This is a genomic window from Streptosporangium sp. NPDC000396, from assembly GCF_042898655.1.
Lineage (GTDB): Bacteria > Actinomycetota > Actinomycetes > Streptosporangiales > Streptosporangiaceae > Streptosporangium.
Map to the genome: position 1 here is coordinate 39,438 of NZ_JBIAZA010000019.1, position 21,505 is coordinate 60,942.

Genomic DNA, 21,505 nt, shown 5'->3' on the forward strand with positions numbered 1-21,505 from the left:
CCTCCGGGTCAGGCCTTACCTATCATTGACTTCTTCCCCTCCGGTGAGCCGGGCCAGGCGGCGCATGGCCGCCGGGGAGATCCGCGAGAGCGCGTAGCCGATCTTTCCCTCGGCGTTCACCGCGACGACCGGCTGGTTGCGGTGCACCGCCCGCAGGATGTGCGTGGCCACCCGCTCCGGCGGGTATCCGCGCCTGGCCAGCGCCTTCTCGGCCCTGGCGGTCATGCCCGGCGCGGCCTTTCTCGGCTCGGCGGGCTCGCCTCCGCCGTGAGGCGGCTCTCCCGAGGCCTGGTCCGGTCGCCGTGAGGCCCTCTCGTCACCACTCACGTAGGTGGCGTTGCTCGCGATCGCGGTGGAGACGAATCCGGGGCAGACCACGGTGACCCCGATCCCCTGCCCGGCCAGCTCCGCCCGCAGGCAGTCGCTGAGCATCTTCACCGCCGCCTTGGACGTCGAGTAGGCGGGCAGCGTCCTGCTGGGGGCGAATGCGGCGAGCGAGGCGATGTTCACGATGTGGCCTCCTTCGCCGCGCTCGACCATCTGGGCGGCGAACAGGCGGCAGCCGTGGATGACGCCCCACAGGTTCACGTCCAGGGTTCGCCGCCAGTCGTCGACCGAGTGGGCCAGGAACGGACCGGCGACCACGATGCCCGCGTTGTTGACCACGATGTCGGGCACGCCGTGCTGGTCCCGGACGAGCGCGGCGAAGCGCTCCATGTCCGCGGCGTCCGCGACGTCCACCCGGTGGGCGTGCGCCGTACGCCATGTCTTGGCGATGTCTCCGGCGGTGCGCCGGGCGGCGGCGAGGTCGATGTCCGCGCAGATCACCTCGGCCCCGTGCGAGGCGAAGGCCCGCGCGGTGGCCCGGCCGATCCCGCTGCCCGCCCCGGTGATCACCACCAGCCGGTCCTCGTACGGCCCGCGCTCGCCCACCCGGGCCCCTCGCAGTTCCCTGGACGGCGGCGCGCCCTCGACGTGCTCGACGAACTCGGCGACCATCCGGGCGATCACCTCGGGGTGGCTGCGCTGCGCCCAGTGCCCCGCGGAGATCCGCCGGTGCCACATCCGTGGAACCCACGGGTGCATGGAGGCCAGCAGGGCGGGCGAGACGTAGGCGTCCCCGCTGCTCTCGATCAGCTGGACCGGCGTGTCGACGACCGGCTCGGCGCGGGGCGTGCGACGGCCCGGGAACATGTTCGCCCGGTACAGGCCGAGACCGTTCACGGCGTCCTCGCGGAGGGTGTCCGCGGGATGGCCGGGACGCGGGGCGATCCCCTCGGATACCCGGATGGTCCGCGAAAGGAGGCGCGGCATCACGGTGCGCCAGGCCAGTTCGGGAAGGACCGGCAGCTGGAACGCCCCGATGTACCAGGAGCGCAGGAGCTGCCCGGCGACCTCGCTCCGCTTGCCGTACCGCGTGAAGTGAGCGGCATGGTCCAGGCCGGGGCCTCCGAAGGAGGTGAAGGAGGCGATCCGCTCCCTGATCCCCGGCCGCGCGACCATCTCCCATCCCTGGATGGAGCCCCAGTCGTGCCCCACGAGGTGCACGACCGGCTTGCCCACGGCGTCGAGGACGGCCGTCATGTCGGCGGCCAGGTGGTCGTAGGTGTAGTCCCCGCCGTCGCGCGGAGCGCTGGAGCGCCCCGCGCCGCGAACGTCGTAGCGGACCACGTGGAAGCGGTCCTTCAGCAGGCCGGCGACCTCGTCCCAGACTTGGTGGGTGTCGGGATAGCCGTGCACCAGCAGCACGGTGGGGGCGGCCGGATCGCCCTCCTCGAACAGCGCCAGCCGTACCCCGTCAGATTCGACCCACCGCATCACGGCCTCCTATTGGACGAATAGTCCAAAGACTAACCGGCCAGAACGAGACCCTGCTAGCTGGGCCTGGGGGCCAGACCCGCGCAGCCGCGCAGGCTCTTCCAGCCGGCGAGGGCCTGCTGCCGGTTGGCCCCGGTGAGCGGCACCGGCACCCCGCCCTGGATGGCGGCCGGGGTCCACTGGTCCTTGAGCACGTTGCGACCGTCGATCGTCAGGGTGAGCACGCCGGTCCTTCCAGTGTCCGGCCCCCAGTTGTAGAAGGCGAAGTTGCCCATGCCGTAGTTGACGTAGCCGTTCTTCAGGTAGCCGCTGCCGAGCAGGATGTGCGCGTGGCCGCCCACGACGACGTCGGCCCCGGCCGCGACCAGCTTGGGCGCCAGGCCGCGCTGGGCCTCGTTCGGGCACTTCTGCAGCTCGGTGCCCCAGTGCAGGTGGACGATCACCGTGTCGGAGTTCTTACGCGCCCTGCGCACCTCCTGGAGCAGCCGCGCCTCGTTCTTGGCCGAGGCCAGCCCGCCTTTGTCGCCCGCGGCCGTCCACGCCTGGACGAACTCGGCGTCCAGCACCTGGGTGGCGCCGATGATGGCGACGCGGTTGCCGTTCACCGTCGTCCGCCACGGCCGGTAGGCCTCGGCCTCGTTCTCACCCACGCCCACGACGGGGAACTTCGAGCGCTTGATCGCGGCCAGCGAGTCGGCCAGCCCGCTTTCCATGTAGTCCATGCCGTGGTTGTTGGCCATGGAGGCGACGTCCACTCCCGCCGACTTCAACGCCAGCAGCGCGGAGGCGGGGGCTCGGAAGGTGAACTGCTTGCCCGGGGCCCGGGTGCCTCCGGTGGTGATCGCGGTCTCCAGGTTGACCATCGCGAGGTCGGAGCGGCTGAGCACCTTGGCGATCGGGCCGAGCGCGGTCCGGGGGTTGGCGTCCAGCCGGGACCGCAGCACCCCCTCGAAGTGCACGTCACCCCCGAAGGAGATCGTGTACGGCTTGCGCTCCGGTGTCGGCTCGGGCTCTTCGGAGGTGGTCGGTTTCTCCACGACATCCGGTGCCGTCTTCGGAGTCGATGATTCGGCCGCCGAGCAGGCCACGACGAGCAGGGCGGAAAGTGCGGCAGCGGCGGCCACCCCGAGGCGGCGAGGGATATACGTGTCCATCGGTATCCGAGCATGCCACCTGATCGGCAACAAGCGACACAACTTGGCCGACGCACCTCCGATCCACCTGAAGTCGGACGCCGGTGACCCGGTCGGCCTCGGCAGCGCGAAGGGGCCCGCCCCGGTCCCGGGCAGGCCCCTCCCGCTGGATCACGGCTCGGATCACGGCCTGGATCGCGGCTCGGATCACGGTTTGGATCACGGCCTGGGTCACGTTGGATCACGGCCGCTCAGAGGTTGAACTCTCCGCCCTTCACACCGCCGATGAACGTGGCCCATTCCGCCTGGCTGAACACGAGCACGGGACCGGTGGGGTCCTTGCTGTCCCTGACTCCGACGCTCTCTTCGGGCAGGCGCGCCACCTCGACGCAGTTACCGTTCGCCGCGCTCTGCCGGCTCTTTCGCCACACCACACCGGGCAGGTCAATATCGGACACCACCCACCCCTTCCCCCATCGGAGACCATAAGGCATTTTTAAGGATGAAGGCGTCGGCAAGAAGTTGCAAGAGATTTAACGCTGCATACGGGGCACCAAGGCCATCGCGGCACCCCGATGTGCGATGATTCTTTTCGCCCGCCGACCGGGCCGTCAATCCATTCGGCGGACGGGAAATCTGTAGGATCCCGGCGAAACGGCTCTCGTTCTCCCCATGAGCACCGGAGCCGCTTTCGTCACAGGTCGAACTCTCCGTCCTTGACCCCCCCGACAAAGGCCTTCCACTCATCGGGAGTGAAGACGAGGACCGGCCCTGACCTGTCCTTACTGTCACGGACCCCCACGTGGCCCCCGTTCAGCGTCGCCACTTCGACGCAGTTCCCGTTCGCGGAGCTGCGCGTGCTCTTCGTCCACACCGCGGCGCCGATATTCGTCGTGTCCATTACTCATTTCCGAAATGACGGTATAGCGACCGGCGGAAAACCGTCGCTATCTGTTCCAATGCGTGATTGTCTTTTTGATCAGATCCCGTGACGCCGGCTCGTCCAGGGCCCGTTCCATCAGGTGATGGAAGGCACGCTCGTATCCGTAGACCATTTCCGCGTCCTCCACGAACTGCCCTCCGAAGAGGGATTCCAGGTAGACGACGTCAGGGAAGTCGGAGAACGCGAGGTGCATGAACGGCCCCGTGGTCACCGGCGGCGGAACGTCCTGCGGGAGAATCCTCATCTCCACGTGTTCCAGCTCCGAGACCTCGATCAGGTGGAGAAGCTGGTCCCGCATGACGCGGGCGTCGCCGTACTGATTCCGCAGCACGGATTCGTGGAACACGCTCAGCAGGATCAGCGGATTCGGCCCGTGCAGCAGGGTGCGCTGTCGCGTCGTCCGTATCTCGACCCGGCTTTGAACCCAACTCGACGGAACCTGGCTGGCGTGCTGGCTCGCCGAGAGGACCTCCCGGGCGTACCCCTCCGTCTGGAGAAGGCCGGGCATGACCTGGGGCTCCCAGTTTCGCGCCTCGGTCGCCTCCGCCTCCATCCCGATGAGCGTCGTGTAGTCATCGGGAACGGAACCGCTGTATTTCTCCCACCAACCTTTCGACGCGGCATCGCGGCGCAGGTCGATCAGCACCTGCCGAGGAGCCTCGTCCACCCCGTAAAGTCCCGCGAGCGCCTCGACGTCGGCCGGTCCGGCCAGCGTCTTGGCGTTCTCGATGCGGCTGACCTTGGCTGTCGACCAGCCCAGCCGTTCGGCCACCTCATCACCGGTCATACCCAGGTCCTCGCGGAGCCGGCGCAGCTCAAGGCCCAGGCGGCGCCGGCGGAGGGTAGGACTGCCACGCTCCGGCATCCCAACCTCCTCACCATGACGGGATGAATGGATGCCAACGATCTCAACAGGGATCACACGAATCGTAATGCAAATTACACGAGACATTGCAGTGCATCGGTAGAAGTTTATTGCTTTTTTCCTTACGGCAAGCCTTGCAGGTAAATCTCCGCTGAGCGACTATCGGAACAGGAAGGTTCGCGGAAGATCGGGGAGGCCGCCGATGATCGTCCGGCGAAATGCCTCCAGGGGAACTTCCACGAGCGACACGCGCGTTTCCAGGAGCGCACACCAGATCGGCAATGGCGCCATTCCTCGCAGGTCAGAAACACACGAGGAGGTCGCCGGGGGGAACAACAGGATCGGCTAGCGGCGGCTCACGGCCGGCACATGCCACGGGACGCCCTCAGGGGGCGCACAAAAACACCGGGTCGGCGGCCACCGACCCGGCTGTCACAAGAACTCCAGATCGAAGCCACGAAAGGAGTCTCCCATGTCCTTTCACGGTACCAAGGGACTCTTCGGAATCAAGGTCTTCATTCTCGACCGGATCGACATCGCCGACCGGGAACTCTGCATGGACCAGGACGAATGGGCGTACCGCCTCGGGTGGACCGTGACAAAGAAGGGGTTCGGATCGCGGTTCTACCGGGAACCCCGATTCGACCAGCTCAAGGCCGAACAGGGCGCCGCCCCCGCCGAGGAGGTGGGCGGAAACGTCCCCGCGTGATCCCCGCGACGATCATCCCCGCCGGTCCGGAGAGCCGTCCCCCGACGGGCGGCGCACCGCCCAGTCGACCGGCGGCAGGCGGAAAGGGCGGTGAAACGCGCCTCAGCCCCGGAGTGCGAACTCCGGGGCTTCCGCTCGTCTCCGGCGGCAGTCATGATGAGTTCCTTCGCCGAACTCAGGAGTGCCGATGAGAACCGCGCACCGGACCTGTCCCCTCTGCGAAGCCGTCTGCGGTCTGCGACTCACACTCGACGCCACCGGGCACGTCACATCGGTCAAGGGTGATCCGGACGATCCCTTCTCCAAAGGGTTCATCTGCCCCAAGGGCGCGAGCCTGGGCCGCCTCGACGAGGATCCCGACCGGCTGCGCGTCCCGATGATCCGCGAGAACGGCGAGTGGCGCGAGGCCACCTGGGACGAGGCCTTCGGCGCCGTCGATCGGGGCCTCAAAGGCGTCATCGACGTGCACGGCCGCCAGGCGCTGGCCGTCTACGTCGGCAATCCGAACGCCCACTCCATGGCCGGAGCCCTGTACGGTCCGCCGCTGATCCGCGCGCTCGGCACCCGCAACGTCTTCTCCGCCAGCACCGCCGACCAGATGCCGAAACACGTCTCCTGCGGCCTCATGTTCGGCGACCCGCTGGCCATCCCGGTCCCCGACCTGGACCGGACCGGCTATCTGCTCATGCTCGGCGCCAATCCGCTGGAGTCCAACGGCTCGCTCTGCACCGCCCCCGACTTCCCCGGCCGCCTCAAGGCGCTGCGCAGGCGCGGCGGCAAGCTCGTGGTCGTCGACCCGCGCCGCACCCGGACCGCCGCCCTCGCCGACGAGCACCTGTTCGTACGGCCCGGCACCGACGCCTACCTGCTGTTCGGCATCATCCACGCCCTCTTCGCCGAGAACCTCACCACGATCGGCGTCGAGGTCGACGGCCTGGAGGACCTCCGGCGGCTGTCGGAGGAGTTCTCCCCCGAGGCCGTGACGGGGATCTGCGGGGTGCCCGCCGAGAAGATCGTACGGCTGGCGCGCGAGCTGGCCGCGGCTCCCACGGCCGCCGTCTACGCCCGCATCGGCACCTGCACCGCCGAGTTCGGCACCGTCGCGCAGTGGCTGGTCGATGCGATCAACATCCTGACCGGCAACTTCGACCGGCCCGGCGGGGTCATGTTCGCCAAGACCGCCGTGGAGAACGGCCGCAGGAGCAAGCCGTACACCACGGGGCGCTGGCACAGCCGTGTCCGCGGGCTGCCGGAGGCGAACGGCGAGCTGCCGGTGGCCACCCTCGCCGACGAGATCGAGACTCCGGGCGAGGGGCAGGTCAGGGCGCTGGTCACGGTGGCGGGCAATCCGGTGCTGTCCGCGCCGGGCGGTCCCCGGCTGGACCGGGCCTTCGGCGACCTGGAGTTCATGGTCTGCGTGGACCCCTACCTGAACGAGACGACCAGGCACGCGCACGTCATCCTGCCGCCGCCGCGCGTGATGCAGACACCGCACTACGACCTGTCGCTGCTGTTCGTCGCCGTGCGCAACTACGCCAGATTCTCCCCGCCGGTCCTGCCGCTGGAGCCGGGGCGCCCTTCGGAGGCCGAGATCCTGGCGCGGCTGACGATGATCGCCTCAGGGCAGGGGGCGGACGCCGATCCGGCCCTGCTCGACGAGCTGATCCTCGACCAGATGCTCCGCAAGGCCGCCCAGACGCCCGGCTCGCCGGTCGAGGGCCAGGATCCGGCCGGGCTGCGTGCCGGACTGGAGGGGAACACGGGGGCCGAACGGCGGCTGGACGCCATGCTGAAGCTCGGCCCCTACGGCCTGTCACTGGCCGAGCTCCTGGCGAACCCGCACGGCGTCGACCTGGGCCCGCTGGAGCCCCGGCTGGCTGAGGTGCTGCGCACGGCCTCGGGACGGGTGGAGCTGGCCCCGCCGCGGCTGGTCGAGGACCTCGCCCGGCTGCGGCGGCGGCTGGCCGTACCGCCCGCGGAGATCGTGCTGATCGGGCGGCGTCACCTGCGCTCCAACAACAGCTGGCTGCACAACGTGGAACCCCTGGTCGGCGGGAGCAACCGGTGCACGCTGCAGATCAACCCGGACGACATGACCAGGCTCGGGCTGGGCGAGCGCGCGCTCGTGCGCTCGGCCGCCGGGGAACTCGTCGTGCCGCTGGAACCCACCGAGACGATCATGCCGGGGGTGGTGAGCCTGCCCCACGGGTGGGGACACGCCGGAACCGCGCAGCGAATCGCGGCGGAACACGCCGGGGTCAACGCGAACACGCTGACCAGCGAGTCGGTGATCGACGTCCCCTCCGGGAACGCCGTTTTCAACGGGGTTCCGGTCACGCTCAGTCCCGCATGATCCATGATCGTTCGGAAAAGGGGGATCGGCGCGCATTAGGCTTGCGCGGGTGACCACCCCTCCAGAACAGGATCGTCTGCGCGCCCAGCTCGACTTCGCCATGGAGATCGACAAACTCAGACGCATCGTCCGTCGCAACACTCTGATGGACGGGTCACGGCGGGAAAACGACGCCGAGCATTCGTGGTACGTAGGCATGTTGGCGATGGTCCTGGCCGAGCACGCTCCGCCGGGCACCGACCTGGACAAGGTCGTCGCGATGCTGCTGGTCCACGACATCGTCGAGATCGACGCCGGAGACACGTTCATCTACGACACCCCCGCCGTCGAGGCCCAGCTCGGCATCGAGCGCAAGGCCGCCGACCGGATCTTCGGATTGCTCCCCGACGACCAGGCCGCGCGGCTGCGCGCGCTCTGGGACGAGTTCGAGGAGCGCAAAACCCCCGAGGCCAGATTCGCCAAGGCTCTCGACAGAATCGCGCCGATCATGGCCAACCATCACAACGAGGGCGGCACCTGGTCGCTCTACAAAGTGACGGCCGAGCAGGTCCTGGAGAAGGTGAAGATCATCGAGGAGGGTTCGGCGACCCTCGGCGCCTACGCCACCGAAATCATCGAGCTCTCAGTGAGCCGGGGACATTTGGCGCGTGCATAACACCGTTCCCGGGTAGGTCCCTATCGGTTGATAAGGGGGCGATCGTGAAGGAAACAGTCAAAACAAATGGCCGAATCATCAGGCGCCTGGTACCTCCGGTCGACCTCGCCGGCCGGATCGAACGATCGACCGTGATGGACCGGCCGATCCGCACGCTGGCCAAGGCCGTGCGCCGGCGGATCGGCCCCGGGCGGCTGCGTGACCTGCTCCACGGGGTTCCCACCGGAAAACCCCTCCACCCGCCGCTCACCGACCTCACCCTGGGCTGCTGGCTGGCGACGGCGGTGCTCGACCTGGCCGACGCCGACCCTCGCGCGACGCGAGCGGTGCTCGTCACCGGGATCGGGGGAACGATCCCCACGGCGGCCGCGGGAATCACCGACTGGTCGGTGCTCCACCGGGAGCAGCAGCGGGTCGGACTCGTGCACGCGGTCGCCAACCTGGCCGCCCTGGGGCTCTACGCCGGTTCGCTGGCGCTGCGACTCGCCGGCCACGACCGGCACGGGCGCACGCTGTCGTTCGCCGGGCTGGCCGCCGCCGCCATCGGCGGCTATCTCGGCGGCCACATGGCCTACCGGCAGGCCGCCGGGGCCAACCACGCCGAGTCCGTCACCCACCTGGTCCCGCTGGGCTGGCACGACCTGTGCAAGATCAACGACCTGCCGAACGGGCGTCCGGTGACCAGGCGGCTGGGCTACATCGACCTGTTCGTGCTCCGGGTCGGCGACGGGGTCACCGTGCTCGCCGACCGCTGCTCCCACCTGGCCGGGCCGCTGCATCAGGGGCGCCTGGTCTCCGACGAGGGCTCCATCTGCGTGGTGTGCCCCTGGCACGGGAGCACCTTCCGGCTGGTGGACGGAACGGTCGCGCACGGCCCCGCCACCGCCCCGCAGCCGTTCTTCCAGACCCGGATCCGCCGGGACGGCGTGCTCCAGGTCCGCCCGGCGGAGATTTAGGGACGTCTTCGGTCAGTCAGGCCGGCCGTCGGCCGGGTGCTCGACCAGGGCGAGAATCCGGCTGGACATGAACCGGGCGGTGCGCACGGCCGTACCGCTGCGGGTGACCTCGCTCACCTCGATCACGCCACCGCGGCTGTTGGCCACCTCGACTCGGCGGCCCGCTTTGGTGGCGACGACTTCGTAGGTACGCGAGCTGCCACCCGCGTCGATGACGATCTCTACCTTGTCGCCTTTCATGTCGGTTTTATGCCCAAAAAGTGGTGAATTTATCCGTACACCAGTTTGACTATCGCCAACAGGCCGACGCAAACGATGAACGTGCGCAGAACCGGCGCCGGCAGCTTCCGGCCGACCTTCGCACCGAGGAACCCGCCGACCGTGGCTCCCAGCGCGACCAGCGCCACGGCCCGCCAGTCCACCTTGGCGATCGCGATGAAAAGGACCGCCGCGGTGGCGTTGACCAGCAGCGACAGCACGTTCTTGGCCGCGTTGACCCGCTGCAGGTCCTCGTCGATGAAGCTGCCGAGCAGCCCGATGAGCAGCACGCCCTGGGCCGCGCCGAAGTAGCCGCCGTAAATCCCCGCGGCGAAGACCCCGATCCACAGCCACGGCCCGCCGTGCGGATGGGGCTCCTCGCGCCGGGCGTTCAGCCACCTGTTGAGCCTGGGCTGGATCACCACCAGCACACACGCCAGGCCGATCAGGATCGGCACGACCACGTCGAAGGTCGTCGCGGGCAGGAACAGCAGCAGCACGCCACCGATCGCGGAGCCCACGACCGAAGCGGTTCCCAGCCGGATCAGCCGGTCACGCTGCCCCTTGAGCTCGGCGCGATAACCGAGCGCGCCGGTCAGCGATCCGGGCACCAGCCCGATGTTGTTGGAGACATTGGCGACGATCGGCGGCAACCCCACGGACACCATCGTCGGGAACGTGATCAGCGATCCCGATCCGACGACGGCGTTGATGCCCCCGGCTCCGATCCCGGCCGCGAAGATCGCGGCCGCTTCCCACGGCGTCATGGCGTCCTCTCACTCGTACGGCTCGCGCCCGTGAACGGTGCGCGGCACTTCCCGGATGCTAGGAGGGGACGCCCATCGGCCGGCTACGGGGGTGTCCTATTCAGAACTGGTGTGCCCGGGCATACCAGCGGCCGTCGATCCCCCGCTCCAGGTTGAGCGGGACACTGAAGGTCCGCGACAGGTTCTCCGCGGTCATCACCTGGTTGATCGGCCCCTGGGCGACCACCGAGCCGTGCCGCAGCAGCAGCGCGTGGGTGAACCCGCTGGGCACCTCCTCCACGTGATGGGTGACCAGCACCATCGTCGGGGCCTTCGGATCCTGCGCGAACGCCGCCAGGCGGCGGACCAGGTCCTCCCTGCCGCCCAGGTCCAGCCCGGCGGCGGGCTCGTCCAGCAGCAGCAGTTCGGGGTCCGGCATGAGCGCCCGCGCGATCTGCACCCGCTTGCGCTCGCCCTCGGACAACGTGTTGAACCGGCGCCGGATCAGGTGGGCGCAACCGAGCTGGTCGATCAGCTCGACGGCGCGGGTGACGTCGTTGGAGTCGTATTCCTCCGTCCAGCGGCCCAGAATCGCGTAGGAGGCGGTGAGCACCAGATCGATGACCTTCTCCTCCGGCGGCACCTTCTCCGCCAGCGCGGCGCTCGCGAGACCGATGCGAGGTCGCAGATCGAACACGTCACTTTGGCCAAGCCGCTCACCCAGGATCTCCACAATTCCCTCGGTGGGGAACAGCATCGCCCCGACGACCTGCAGCAGCGTCGTCTTCCCCGCGCCGTTGGGACCGATGACGACCCACCGCTCGTCCTCGTGAACGGTCCACTCGATGTCCCGCAGCAGGGCTGCCCCGTCTCTGCGGACGGTGACGTCCTGTAGCCGAAGCACCTGACCGCCCATTCCTTACGCCTCCTTGAGAATCGCTGGAACAAACCTATTGCAGGGCAAACGCATATCGTGGGTCGGTGCACCTTGATTCACAGATCTCGGCCACCCTCGTCTGCTGGGGCAACGCCTGGCTCACCGGGCAGGTCGGCCTCGACGAGGCCGCCGACCGCGTGGAACGGCAGGCCGGCCCCCAACTCGTCGCCGGGCAGTCCGGCGACCTCCCGCTGCGCGGCTTCCTCGCCGACCTCCGGATCGAAGGCATGAAGTCGCTGCGCCTGGCTCTCCCCGTCGCGGGCGACCCGCTCGGACTCACCGGACCGCCCCCCTTCAACTCCGCGGCCATCGAGGCCGGGCAGGCGGCGATCGCCGTTCTCGCCAGCAGGTGCCTCGGTCTGATCCCGGTGCGGGACCACCGCGGGTCATCGTACGCCGGGGTGCGCTGGAACGTGCTGGAGGCCAGCACCAACGCCCCGGACATCCCCTCCCTGGCCGAGGCCGAACACGCCCTGACCCTCGCGATGCGCGCGGCCACCGACGCCCTGGCGGGTGTGGAGGGTCCGGCCCAGGGGCACCAGCGAGTGAAGACCTCCGACGACGGTCTGGCCCCCGGATACCCGGCCCGTGCGCACCGGGTCGCCGCCCTGGCCGCCCGGCTCGCCGCGGCGCTCCAGATCGCCGACGACCGGGGGCTCACCTCCGGCCAGATCGCCACCCGGAGCGACGCCCTGCGCGACCTCGACCGCGCGGTACGGCGGGCCCGCGTGGCCGCCCATCACGCCATCACCGAACTCGTCTAGAGAAGCGGGTCAGGCCAGGCCGTGCCGTACCGCGTAGAGGGCGGCCTGGGTCCTGTCCTGCACGCCCAGCTTCATCAGCACGTTGGAGACGTGGGTCTTCACGGTCTTCTCCGCCACCGCCAGCTCCCGGGCGATCTCGCGGTTGGACCGGCCCGAGGCGATCAGCGTGAGCACCTCGCGTTCCCGGTCGGTCAGCGGCGTCATGTGCCCGGCGGCCGCCGGCGTGGGGCTGGAGAGCATGGCCTCGGCCGCGTCGGGCGCCAGCAGCACCTGCCCGCCGTGGACCGCGCGGATGGCCTGGACGAGCGCGGTGGGGTCGACGTCCTTGTAGAGGAATCCGGCCGCGCCGGCCCGCATCGCCGGAGCCACGTCCTCCGGGTCGCTGACCGAGGTCAGCACCAGCACGCGCAGGGACAGACCGCGCTCTCTCAGCCGGACCAGCGTGCCGGGACCGTCGAGGACCGGCATCTTCAGGTCGAGCAGCAGCACGTCCGGGGCGAGAGACTCCACCAGGTCCACGGCTTCGGCGCCGTCGGCGGCCTCCCCCACCACGGTGAGGTCGTCCTGCAGGTCCAGGAAGGTGCGCAGGCCCTGCCTGACGACCGGATGATCGTCGGCGATCAGCACGCGGATCACGTGGGCACCTCCATCCGGACCGACGTTCCGTGACCGGTCTCCGACGTCACACGCACGCTCCCGCCCAGGACCTGCGCCCTGTCCTCCATCGACGCGATGCCCAGGCCCCTTCCCGCGGCGGCGGCCACGTCGAACCCGGTCCCATCGTCGCGCACCTCCAGGACCACCCGGTCCCTCTCGCAGCCCAGCCACACGTTGACGACCCGCGCACCCGAGTGCCGGGAGGCGTTGTGCAGCGCCTCCTGAGCCACCCGGAGGACGGCCACCTCGGTCGCCGGTTCGAGCTCGCAGATCGGAGCCCCTTCGAACGTGAACGACGCCGGGTGCAGCCGGTCCAGCAGGCTCACGTGCTTGCGGAGCGTCTCGGCCAGACCGTGCCGATCGAGCTCGGCCGGGCGGAGCTCCACGATCACCGCGCGGAGCTCGGCCAGCGCCTCTCCGGCCAGCCGCTCCACCCGGGCGAGCTCCTCCACCGCCCGCCCGGGGTCGCGGGTCACCAGCCAGGACGCCGCCTGCGCGGTGAGCCGGAGTGAGAACAGCTTCTGGGTCACCGCGTCGTGCAGTTCCCGGGCCATCCGGGTGCGCTCCTCCACCAGCGTCAGTTCCCTGCCGCGCTCGTAGAGGCGCGCGTTGGTGAGCGCGATCGCGGCGTGCGCGGCGAACATGACGAGCAGTCGTTGATCGGCCTCGGTGAAGCCGCCCGGGGTCCGCTTGTTGGACAGGAAGATGATGCCGAGCACCTGGTCGCCGTCGCGGATCGGCACCCCGAGGAAGTCCTTGAGGACCGGATGGGCCCGCGGCCAGTATTCGAACCTCGGGTCCCTGCGGATGTCGGGCAGCCGGACCGGAGTGCCCTCGCGCAGCATCGCGCCGAGCATGCCGTGCTGGCGGGGCATCGGCCCGATCGCTTCCCACTCCTCGTCCGTGATCCCCTCGGCGACGAACTCCGCGAACGCCCCGTCGTCGTCAGGCACGCCGAGCGCGGCGTAACGGGCGTCCAGCAGCTGCTGGGCCGACCGCACGATGACCTGAAGCACCTCCCGGACCGACAGGTGCCTGGTCACGGCGAGAACGGCCGAGCTCACCGCGTGCAGGACGGCATCCCGGTCTTCGTTCACGGAAAAACTCTAGGCGCCCCGGCGGGCGACCGCCTTACGCCATCGGTCCTAGGTCCATCAGCCCAGGTCGCGCCCGGTCCCGGGGCCGATGTGCGCGAGACGCCCGGTTCCTAGCGTCAAGGTATGACGAAGACCGCACTCATCACCGGCGCCTCCCGCGGCCTCGGCCTGGCGCTGGCCCGTTCCCTGGCCGCCGACGGATGGCGGCTCATCCTCACCGCCCGGAGCGCGGACGCGCTGGAGCCCGTCGCGGACGAGCTCGGTGCCCTCGCCCTCGCCGGAGACGTCACCGATCCGGCCCATCGGGATCGGCTGGCGCGTGCCGTACAGGACCAAGGCGGCCTGGACCTGCTGGTCAACAACGCCTCCGGCCTGGGCGCGGTTCCGCTGCCGCCGTTGGCCGGCTACCCGCTGGACGCGCTTGAGGATCTGTTCCGGTCCAACGTGCTGGCTCCGCTGGCGCTGATCCAGGCGGCCCTGCCCGGACTCAGGGAGCGGCACGGCGCGATCATCAACATCTCCTCCGACGCGGCGGTGGAGGCCTACGAGGGCTGGGGCGGGTACGGCGCGACCAAGGCCGCCCTGGAGCAGCTCTCCAACGTGCTGGCCGTCGAGGAGCCCGGGGTCCCGGTCTGGTGGGTGGACCCGGGCGAGATGAACACCACCATGCTCGCCGACGCGGTCGGCGCCGAGGAAGCGGCGTCCGCCGCCGCGCCGGAGACGGTCGTGCCCACACTTCGGCGGCTGATCGCGGAGCGCCCGGCGAGCGGGCGGGTGAGCCATTCGTGAGCGGACGAGTCGGCGGATACGGCGGCATCCCGAAGAATCAAACGGAGGACCGGTGAGCGCGCTCATGACGGATGCCATGGCCGCGGGTTTCGTGCTTCCGCACGACCTGGAGGCGCACGAGCCGCCGGAGGCGCGGGGACTGGCCCGTGACAGGGTGCGGCTTCTGGTCTCGCGCGGCGCGACCGGGGAGATCGGCCACCACACGTTCACCGACCTGCCCGACCTGCTTCGCCCCGGTGATCTGCTGGTGGTCAACAACTCCGCCACGCTCCCCGCCGCGGTCCACCTCGACCGGCTCGCGGTGCACTTCTCGACCGAACGCGAGGACGGGACCTGGCTGGTCGAGCTACGCCGCCGGATGGAACGGCGAGACCCCGGAACGAGCGGGGCCGCCGGAACGGCGCGGCGTGCCGAGGACGGGAGCAGCGGCGCGACCGCCGGTACGGAAATGGCCAGCGAGCCCTACTCGGGCGGTGTCGCCGGAGAGTGGCTGCCGATGCCCGGCGGGGCCACGCTGCGCCTGCTGGAGCGGGAGACGCCACGCCTGTGGCGGGCGCAGCTGGACCGCGACGTCCTCGCCTATCTCCTCCGGTACGGCGTGCCGATCCGCTACTCCTACGTGGGCCGGGACTGGCCTCTGGCCGACTACCAGACCGTGTTCGGGTTCCGGCCCGGCAGCGCGGAGATGCCCAGTGCCGGGCGGCCGTTCACCACCGGTCTGGTCACCGAGCTGGTGGCGCGCGGGATCGGTGTCGCCCCGATCACCCTGCACACCGGGGTGGCCTCGCCCGAGAAGGACGAACCTCCCTATCCGGAATGGTTCGAGGTGCCCGAGAGCACCGCGCGGCAGGTCGAGTTCACGCGCCGGTCCGGTGGCCGGGTGATCGCGGTGGGCACGACCGTGGTGCGCGCGCTGGAGACCGCCGCCCTGACCGGTGACCGGGTCCGGGCCGCACGGGGCTGGACCTCCCACGTGGTGACCCCCGCCGGCGGGGTGAAGGCGGTGGACGGCCTGATCACCGGGTTGCACGAGCCGCGCTCCAGCCACCTGCTGATGCTGTCCGCGATCGCCGGGGGCGACCTGCTCTCCCGGTCCTACGCGGAGGCGCTCAGGGAGCGCTACCTCTGGCACGAGTTCGGCGACACACACCTTTTGTTGTCACACTAGTTCAATCCCTACCATCCCGCATCGGCAGCATTGGGTTCGTGGGTTACGGCGTGAACCTGCGCGCGTTGGCATACGGCACAGCGATCCCCGCCGCGATGGCCACGGCAGGGACCGCCCTTGGTCCCACCCCCCTACGACGGCGGGACCGGGGAACGCCTAGCCGGGGACGGCGGAGCCCACGGCCGCCGCACCCTCCCTGCCGGACTTACGGGCATGATGCGAAGCGCACAGCGCTTGCAGGTTCGCGGGCGAGTGATCGTCCCCCGCGATGATGTGATCAACGTCGGTGGCCACCTCAGCGCAACGCGCGCTGGTCTCCAGCCACACGCACCGATACCCGGCCGCGTCCAACACGGCCGCCCGGATATCGGGCCAATCACGCGGGAGCCGCTCGCGACGGCTGGACCCTTCCCAAGCCATGCGCAACCCCCAAATCACTCCGGCTGATCCTTAGGGCCTGTCTCAAAGTCCGGCTTATTTGATCTTGTGGCACTATCGCGAGATGCTGCGACTCACCGATTTCATCATCGACTGCCCGGACACGATGAAGCTGGCGGCCTTCTACTCCGAGGTGACGGGTCGCCCGGTCAAGGAGGGCAGCCACGAGAACTGGGCCGGTATCCAGTTCGGCGAGATCGAGCTGGCCTTCATCCGGGTGGAGGACTACCGCACCCCGCAGTGGCCCGACAGCGAGCACCCCAAGCAGTTCCACCTCGACTTCGAAGTCGACGACATCGAGGCCGAACAGAGCCGCGTTCTGGCCCTCGGCGCGACCCTGCAGCAGGACTCCATCGGCCCCGACGGCTACGGCTGGCGGGTCTACACCGACCCGATCGGCCACCCCTTCTGCCTGTGCCGCAACAAGGGCGTCATCTGGACCGACCAGGGCCCGATCTGGCCCAAGCGCGACTAAGGGCGCTCGACCCCCACCCCCGGGAGGAGAGACACCGGTAGCGGGGGAAGTACCGCCGGAGTTCGGCCCGCGATGCGCATCACAGCGCATGCGGCGGGTTGCCCTCCACACATATGGTTCCGGTCCGGGTGTTAGCCAGCCGTTTGCGTTTATGCAGGTCAGCGCCACGAGGTCAAACTCAGCCGAAAAACGGTCACCAATCTGTGATCAGGATTTCCCTCGTGCGTCGCACGCACACGAAGAACAGCCGTTCGGCCTGGTCGCGGGGCGGTTATGGCTCCGGACGAAAAGTCCCAGACCCGTACACGGGCAGAGTCGCTATCACGGCCGGTGCTGAAGGCGAGGCGGAGGGGGTCACCCCCATCCCGTCACCGAGATTCGCAGCCTGCCAGCCGTCCGGCGTCCCTCCGTCGCGCCGCGCGGTACGCGGCAACTCTGCATCGGGCGAAACAGAACACGCGAGGTCTACCGGTTTCAGGTTGAGTCAGTGGGATCTCACAGCGAGAGCAGTGAGTGAAGCGCTCTCGTAGCTCATCGTGAAGCGCTCTCGTAGCTCATCAAGATCGTCTTGCATTTCCTGGCAAATTTCATCGGCCTCAACGTACTCGCATACGGTTCGCCGCTGGTCCATCTGATCCTGAGCTAGCCAGTCAGGCACAAGGGGTTTCCAAGTCGGCCGCCGCATGCTGATCGCGGTAATCGACGGGGACACCGAGTTCCGACTGGAGTAAGAGATGCGCCGCCACCTGACCGCCTTCGCCGCCATCGCCCTGGCGGGAGGCATGCTGCTCGTTCCGCAGGCCGCCAACGCCGACGCCGCCGGTACCGCCGCGACGACGCAGGCCGCGGCCCGCGCCGCCAAGCCGCTCTCGCCGCTGAAGCTGACCGCCTACTACCCGCGCAGGGCCTGGGCCGGTGACACGATCGTCTACACCCTCAAGACCAAGAACGTCGGCGACTGGGCCACCGACATCGCCTACATCGGCGGCTACGCTCCCCGGCAGGCCCGCAAGGTCCAGATCACCGGGCCCTCCGGGGCCTACTGCGAGGCCGACGGGCGCGAGGTGGGCTGCCTGCTGGACACCCTGAAGCCGGGCAGATCGGCCACCGTCAAGGTCAAGGTGTGGCTCAGGGGCAGCGCCGAGGGAACCGCGACGGCCGAGTTCGCCACGGCGTCGATCGACGTCCCCTCGGGCGGGATCGACACCCTGAACATCCATGGCCTCGACACGGGCGTGGACCTGAAGTACGTGAAGGTGAAGACCCGCATCCTCGACTGAGCCCGTCAACTGAGCCCGTCAACCTGACCTTGCCGAAGCCACCGCGTCCGGCCGCGGTCATTCTCACACGCGCGGCCGGTTCCCACCGTCTCCGATCCCCGGACCCGGGCCCCCGGGTCAGCCGCCGATCCGCTCCACCGGCCGGCCCAGCAACGCCGCGCGGGCGGGGACCGCGGTCGCGGCGAGGGCCAGGCCCAGCGTGGCGACCACCATCACGGCGTAGACCAGGGGCGGCACGTACGGCAGCGGCGACCCCGTGAGGCCATAGCTGATCGCCACAAGTGTCGGTGTGGCCGCCGCCGTGCCGACGGCCACCGCGATGCCGCCGACCAGCAGCGCCTCCCAGCGGATCATGCCGAGCACCTGCCGCCGGGTGCCGCCGATCAGGCGCAGCAGGGCGAACTCCCGCACCCGCGCCCCGGTGGCCATGACCAGCGTGTTGACCACCGAGATGACGGTGAACCCGATGATCAGGCTGAGAACCAGGAGGTTGACCCAGAGGTTCTGCTCCTGCTCCAGGTTTCGTACGGCGGAGGCGTCCGCGCGGTCCAGGACGGACAGGCCCGGAGACAGCGCGGCGAGCCTCTCCCGCAGGTCGCCTCGCCCGGCGAGCGTGAGCAGCACCCGGTCGGCCATGCCCGTGGCCGTGTGGGCGCGCACCAGGTCGTACGGCAGGACGACATCGCCGAAGCCGAGCCCCCGGCCGTAGACGGCCACGACCGTCGGGGTGATCGGGGTGCCGTCACCGAGGCGCAGCCGTACCTTGTCGCCGACCGACACGCCGAAGGATCCGGCGGTGAGCGTGCTCAGCGCCACCCCGTTGCCCGGCAGCCGGTCCAGTGAGCCTTCCCGGACATCCAGGTCGAGCCCGTGGGCCGGGGTGGTGAGCCCGACGGCGCCGTACGGCGCCAGCGTGCGGTCGCCCAGTTCCTCGACGTCGGCGATCACCCGGGTGTCCGCCACCTCGGTCACCCCCGCGACCCCGGGGAGCGCCCGCGCCGAGCGGGCGACCTGGGCGGGCAGCCCCGGCCCCGTGGCCTGGAGCACGTAGTCGGCGCGCGTGCCCTCGTCGGCCTGCCGTGTGGTCGCGTGGCCGATGGTCGACTGGACGAGGACGGTCGTGGCGGTGAAGGCGAGCATCAGGACGAGCGGGCTGACCACCGACGCCAGCCGCCGGGCCTCGATCCGGGTGTTGGCCACGGCGAGGTAGCCGCCCACTCGGGACGCCCGGCCGAGCACCCGGCCGACGAGGCCTGCGGCCAGCCGGACGAGCCACGGCCCCAGCAGCGTGGCGGCCACGACGAAGAGGATCACGATCCCGCCCGCGCTCCCGGCCGCATTCTCTCCCGTCATGGACATCGACAGGCAGCTGAGGGCCGTCCCCATGGCGAGGAAGACAAGCCCGGCGATCAGCCGGGGGCGTCCCAGAGCCTGGCGCTCCACCGCGGCCTCGCCCAGCGCCTCGGTCGGCCGGATCCGCGAGGCCCGCCGTACGGCTCCGCGGGCCGCCAGCCAGGCCGTGGCCGATCCGGTCACCACGGCGATCAGCATCGGCACCGGGCCGACGGCGAGCGCGAACGTGCCCGGCAGGATTCCCAGGGAGACGAACTGATCGAACATCCACCCGCCCGCGGCGACGCCGGGCAGCACGCCCGCGGCGCTCGCCACCGCTCCGGCCAGCAGGGCCTCCCGGCCCGTCATCGCGCGGATCTGCCGAGGGGTCGCGCCGATCGCCCTCAGCAGTGCGATCTCCCGTTCGCGCTGCCGTACGGCGAGCGCGAAGGTGCCCGCGACCACGAAGACGGCCACGATGAGGGCGATGCCGCCGATGCTGCCGCCGAGCGCGATGAGCGCCTCCCTGGCATTCGCCAGGCCGGGGTCGTCGGCGAACCCGCGCTCGCCGCCCGCGTAGGCCACGGCCTGCGCGGAGGGCCCCGCCTTCGCCTGGGCCGCCGCCTTCGCCTGGGTCGCCGTGCTCCCCGGCGCCGTCTCCAGCGCGGCGCCGACCCGGGCCCTCAGCCGATCCGGATCGCCCGGCCCGAACACGCCGAAGGCGGAGACCTGGCCGGGGCGGCCGAACAGTTCGCTAGCCCGTTCCGCGGTGAAGAAGATCGCCGACTGCCGGGTCAGGCCGGGACCGGCGATCCCGGTCACCGTGTAGTCACGCATGCCGTCCCGTTCGAGCACGCGCGCGCTCCCGCCCGCCTTCAGCCCCGCCCGTCCGGCCAGGTCGGCGTCCACGACGATCTCCCCGGGCGACGCGGGCGGACGGCCGGTGCGCAACGTGTAGGGCGTGAGCACCGCGGACTCCCAGGCGTGCCCGTAGACGCGCCCTCCCGCACCCTGGACGAGCCGCCCGTCAGGGCCCGCGAGCCCGACCGGGAAGGTGAGCTCGGGAACGACCCGCTCCGTTCCCGCCACCGCCCGGATCTTCTCGCCCAGCGACGCCGGGATCGTGACCGGCTCGCTGAGCAGCATGCTCTGGCTCACCGAGACGCCGTCCTCCCGCCTGATGACGGAGGTCCACTGTGAACCGACCACCACGACCGGGGCGGCGCCGTACCGCTCCGGCGGTGACTGCGCGCGGATGCCGGACTCCACGAGCATCCCGCAGGCCGTGACCAGGACGGAGGCGAAGAACAGTGCGAGGAGCGAGCCGATGAGCGACGGCACCCGGCCGCGCAGAGTGGCGAAGGTGAGTCTCAGCACGGAACGGCCCCCGCACGCCGGCCGAGAGCGGTCATGCGCTGCCCGATGGTGTCCGCGGTGGCGGACCACACCTCGTCCACCAGCAGGCCGTCTGCGAGGAACAGCACCCGGTCGGCGTAGGCCGCCGCGACCGGGTCATGGGTCACCATGACCACGGTCTGCCCGGTCGCGTCCACCACCTGGCGCAACAGGCCGAGCACCTCGGCCGCCGTCTGGGTGTCCAGCGCGCCCGTCGGTTCGTCGGCGAAGACCACCTCGGGCCTGGTCACCAGGGCGCGGGCGAGGGCCACCCGCTGCTGCTGCCCGCCGGAGAGCTGGGAGGGCCGGTGGCCCGTGCGCTCGCCGAGCCCGACCCGCCCGATCACCTCGCCCAGCCACGCCCTGTCCGGGCGGGCTCCGGCGAGCCGGAGCGGCAGCGTGACGTTGTCCGTCACGGTGAGCGAGGGGATCAGGTTGAAGGCCTGGAAGACGAACCCCGCCTTCTGCCTCCGGAGCTCGGTCAGCTGGGTCTCGTTCATCCTCGACAGCTCCACCTCGCCCAGGTGAACCGTCCCCGAGGTCGGCGTGTCCAGGCCTGCCGCGCAGTGCAGGAAAGTGCTCTTACCGGATCCCGACGGCCCCATCACGGCGGTGAAGTGGCCCCGGGGCAGGTCGACCGTTATTCCCCGCAGGGCGTGCACGACCCGCTTGTTCCCGCCATATGTCTTGGTCACCGCGTTCAGTCGCACCGCGTGCGCCGTCACCTGTGCCTCTTT

The 21,505-nt window shown here is 70.1% G+C and carries 21 protein-coding genes; 9 read left to right on the forward strand and 12 right to left on the reverse strand.

Translation table 11 applies throughout. The features are described from left to right. Positions 1–15: 15 nt before the first annotated feature. From ACFY2X_RS28460 to ACFY2X_RS28480, 5 genes are all read right to left on the reverse strand, one after another. On the reverse strand, positions 16–1,818 hold the full coding sequence (locus ACFY2X_RS28460; RefSeq protein WP_389943687.1) for an SDR family oxidoreductase: 1,803 nt from the start codon (positions 1,816–1,818) through the stop codon (positions 16–18). 56 nt (positions 1,819–1,874) lie between these two features. Further along, positions 1,875–2,972 (reverse strand): CapA family protein, encoded by a 1,098-nt coding sequence (locus ACFY2X_RS28465; protein WP_389943690.1) that lies wholly within the window; start codon positions 2,970–2,972, stop codon positions 1,875–1,877. A gap of 230 nt (positions 2,973–3,202) precedes the next feature. Continuing rightward, the gene (locus ACFY2X_RS28470; protein WP_389943693.1) at positions 3,203–3,409 is read right to left on the reverse strand and encodes a DUF397 domain-containing protein; all 207 of its coding nucleotides are present in this window, start codon (positions 3,407–3,409) and stop codon (positions 3,203–3,205) included. Between the two features lie 236 nt (positions 3,410–3,645). After that, complete coding sequence (locus tag ACFY2X_RS28475; RefSeq protein WP_389943696.1) at positions 3,646–3,852, reverse strand: DUF397 domain-containing protein; 207 nt, start codon at positions 3,850–3,852, stop codon at positions 3,646–3,648. 46 nt (positions 3,853–3,898) lie between these two features. Further along, positions 3,899–4,759, reverse strand: coding sequence for a helix-turn-helix domain-containing protein (locus tag ACFY2X_RS28480; RefSeq protein WP_389943700.1), 861 nt, complete (start codon positions 4,757–4,759; stop codon positions 3,899–3,901). 472 nt (positions 4,760–5,231) lie between these two features. Here ACFY2X_RS28480 and ACFY2X_RS28485 point away from each other — a divergent pair, with 472 nt between their 5' ends. The 4 genes from ACFY2X_RS28485 to ACFY2X_RS28500 all read left to right on the forward strand — a co-directional run bounded on the left by ACFY2X_RS28485 (position 5,232) and on the right by ACFY2X_RS28500 (position 9,432). Next, entirely contained in the window at positions 5,232–5,468 is a 237-nt protein-coding gene (locus tag ACFY2X_RS28485; protein WP_389943703.1) for a hypothetical protein, read from the forward strand. A 187-nt stretch (positions 5,469–5,655) separates the two neighbouring features. Then, positions 5,656–7,821, forward strand: coding sequence for a molybdopterin-dependent oxidoreductase (locus tag ACFY2X_RS28490; protein WP_389943706.1), 2,166 nt, complete (start codon positions 5,656–5,658; stop codon positions 7,819–7,821). Between the two features lie 100 nt (positions 7,822–7,921). Beyond that, positions 7,922–8,476, forward strand: coding sequence for an HD family hydrolase (locus ACFY2X_RS28495; protein WP_389944084.1), 555 nt, complete (start codon positions 7,922–7,924; stop codon positions 8,474–8,476). Between the two features lie 134 nt (positions 8,477–8,610). Further along, a complete protein-coding gene (locus tag ACFY2X_RS28500; protein ID WP_389943709.1) occupies positions 8,611–9,432 on the forward strand; it encodes a Rieske 2Fe-2S domain-containing protein in 822 nt (273 codons plus the stop codon). A 12-nt stretch (positions 9,433–9,444) separates the two neighbouring features. Here the strand turns inward: ACFY2X_RS28500 and ACFY2X_RS28505 are convergent, their stop codons facing one another. The 3 genes from ACFY2X_RS28505 to ACFY2X_RS28515 all read right to left on the reverse strand — a co-directional run bounded on the left by ACFY2X_RS28505 (position 9,445) and on the right by ACFY2X_RS28515 (position 11,352). Further along, complete coding sequence (locus tag ACFY2X_RS28505; protein ID WP_389943712.1) at positions 9,445–9,672, reverse strand: hypothetical protein; 228 nt, start codon at positions 9,670–9,672, stop codon at positions 9,445–9,447. Between the two features lie 29 nt (positions 9,673–9,701). Beyond that, positions 9,702–10,457: a sulfite exporter TauE/SafE family protein gene (locus ACFY2X_RS28510; RefSeq protein WP_389943715.1), complete on the reverse strand. Its 756-nt coding sequence runs from the start codon at positions 10,455–10,457 to the stop codon at positions 9,702–9,704. A 100-nt stretch (positions 10,458–10,557) separates the two neighbouring features. After that, positions 10,558–11,352: an ABC transporter ATP-binding protein gene (locus tag ACFY2X_RS28515; RefSeq protein ID WP_389943718.1), complete on the reverse strand. Its 795-nt coding sequence runs from the start codon at positions 11,350–11,352 to the stop codon at positions 10,558–10,560. A gap of 65 nt (positions 11,353–11,417) precedes the next feature. Here ACFY2X_RS28515 and ACFY2X_RS28520 point away from each other — a divergent pair, with 65 nt between their 5' ends. Then, on the forward strand, positions 11,418–12,137 hold the full coding sequence (locus ACFY2X_RS28520) for a hypothetical protein (RefSeq protein ID WP_389943721.1): 720 nt from the start codon (positions 11,418–11,420) through the stop codon (positions 12,135–12,137). Positions 12,138–12,146: 9 nt separating this feature from the next. Here the strand turns inward: ACFY2X_RS28520 and ACFY2X_RS28525 are convergent, their stop codons facing one another. Then, positions 12,147–12,773: a response regulator gene (locus tag ACFY2X_RS28525; RefSeq protein ID WP_389943724.1), complete on the reverse strand. Its 627-nt coding sequence runs from the start codon at positions 12,771–12,773 to the stop codon at positions 12,147–12,149. Beyond that, positions 12,770–13,891, reverse strand: coding sequence for a GAF domain-containing sensor histidine kinase (locus ACFY2X_RS28530; protein ID WP_389943728.1), 1,122 nt, complete (start codon positions 13,889–13,891; stop codon positions 12,770–12,772). Before ACFY2X_RS28530 ends, ACFY2X_RS28525 begins: the two co-directional genes overlap by 4 nt. Positions 13,892–14,014: 123 nt before the next feature. Between ACFY2X_RS28530 and ACFY2X_RS28535 the strand changes: the two genes are divergently transcribed. From ACFY2X_RS28535 to ACFY2X_RS28550, 4 genes are all read left to right on the forward strand, one after another. Then, entirely contained in the window at positions 14,015–14,680 is a 666-nt protein-coding gene (locus ACFY2X_RS28535) for an SDR family NAD(P)-dependent oxidoreductase (RefSeq protein WP_389943732.1), read from the forward strand. A 52-nt stretch (positions 14,681–14,732) separates the two neighbouring features. Continuing rightward, positions 14,733–15,848: an S-adenosylmethionine:tRNA ribosyltransferase-isomerase gene (locus tag ACFY2X_RS28540; RefSeq protein WP_389943735.1), complete on the forward strand. Its 1,116-nt coding sequence runs from the start codon at positions 14,733–14,735 to the stop codon at positions 15,846–15,848. A 502-nt stretch (positions 15,849–16,350) separates the two neighbouring features. Further along, positions 16,351–16,761: a VOC family protein gene (locus ACFY2X_RS28545; RefSeq protein ID WP_389943738.1), complete on the forward strand. Its 411-nt coding sequence runs from the start codon at positions 16,351–16,353 to the stop codon at positions 16,759–16,761. A gap of 734 nt (positions 16,762–17,495) precedes the next feature. Then, positions 17,496–18,041: a hypothetical protein gene (locus ACFY2X_RS28550; protein ID WP_389943741.1), complete on the forward strand. Its 546-nt coding sequence runs from the start codon at positions 17,496–17,498 to the stop codon at positions 18,039–18,041. Positions 18,042–18,158: 117 nt separating this feature from the next. Here ACFY2X_RS28550 and ACFY2X_RS28555 read toward each other — a convergent pair whose 3' ends face one another. Together ACFY2X_RS28555 and ACFY2X_RS28560 are read right to left on the reverse strand one after the other, a co-directional pair. Continuing rightward, positions 18,159–20,750: an FtsX-like permease family protein gene (locus ACFY2X_RS28555; RefSeq protein WP_389943744.1), complete on the reverse strand. Its 2,592-nt coding sequence runs from the start codon at positions 20,748–20,750 to the stop codon at positions 18,159–18,161. After that, positions 20,744–21,493 carry an ABC transporter ATP-binding protein gene (locus ACFY2X_RS28560; protein ID WP_389943747.1) on the reverse strand — a complete coding sequence of 250 codons (750 nt, stop codon included), beginning with the start codon at positions 21,491–21,493 and terminating at the stop codon, positions 20,744–20,746. The genes ACFY2X_RS28555 and ACFY2X_RS28560 overlap by 7 nt, the downstream gene beginning before the upstream one ends. Positions 21,494–21,505 lie beyond the last annotated feature (12 nt).

Bases quoted from the DNA above. Each gene is read 5' to 3' on its own strand.
- ACFY2X_RS28465 (WP_389943690.1), bottom strand. From the start codon at position 2,972: ATGGACACGTATATCCCTCGCCGCCTCGGGGTGGCCGCCGCTGCCGCA.
- ACFY2X_RS28490 (WP_389943706.1), top strand. From the start codon at position 5,656: ATGAGAACCGCGCACCGGACCTGTCCCCTCTGCGAAGCCGTCTGCGGT.
- ACFY2X_RS28475 (WP_389943696.1), bottom strand. From the start codon at position 3,852: ATGGACACGACGAATATCGGCGCCGCGGTGTGGACGAAGAGCACGCGC.
- ACFY2X_RS28485 (WP_389943703.1), top strand. From the start codon at position 5,232: ATGTCCTTTCACGGTACCAAGGGACTCTTCGGAATCAAGGTCTTCATT.
- ACFY2X_RS28495 (WP_389944084.1), top strand. From the start codon at position 7,922: ATGGAGATCGACAAACTCAGACGCATCGTCCGTCGCAACACTCTGATG.
- ACFY2X_RS28480 (WP_389943700.1), bottom strand. From the start codon at position 4,759: ATGCCGGAGCGTGGCAGTCCTACCCTCCGCCGGCGCCGCCTGGGCCTT.
- ACFY2X_RS28505 (WP_389943712.1), bottom strand. From the start codon at position 9,672: ATGAAAGGCGACAAGGTAGAGATCGTCATCGACGCGGGTGGCAGCTCG.
- ACFY2X_RS28510 (WP_389943715.1), bottom strand. From the start codon at position 10,457: ATGACGCCGTGGGAAGCGGCCGCGATCTTCGCGGCCGGGATCGGAGCC.
- ACFY2X_RS28460 (WP_389943687.1), bottom strand. From the start codon at position 1,818: ATGCGGTGGGTCGAATCTGACGGGGTACGGCTGGCGCTGTTCGAGGAG.
- ACFY2X_RS28550 (WP_389943741.1), top strand. From the start codon at position 17,496: ATGCGCCGCCACCTGACCGCCTTCGCCGCCATCGCCCTGGCGGGAGGC.
- ACFY2X_RS28515 (WP_389943718.1), bottom strand. From the start codon at position 11,352: ATGGGCGGTCAGGTGCTTCGGCTACAGGACGTCACCGTCCGCAGAGAC.
- ACFY2X_RS28535 (WP_389943732.1), top strand. From the start codon at position 14,015: ATGACGAAGACCGCACTCATCACCGGCGCCTCCCGCGGCCTCGGCCTG.
- ACFY2X_RS28500 (WP_389943709.1), top strand. From the start codon at position 8,611: ATGGACCGGCCGATCCGCACGCTGGCCAAGGCCGTGCGCCGGCGGATC.
- ACFY2X_RS28545 (WP_389943738.1), top strand. From the start codon at position 16,351: ATGCTGCGACTCACCGATTTCATCATCGACTGCCCGGACACGATGAAG.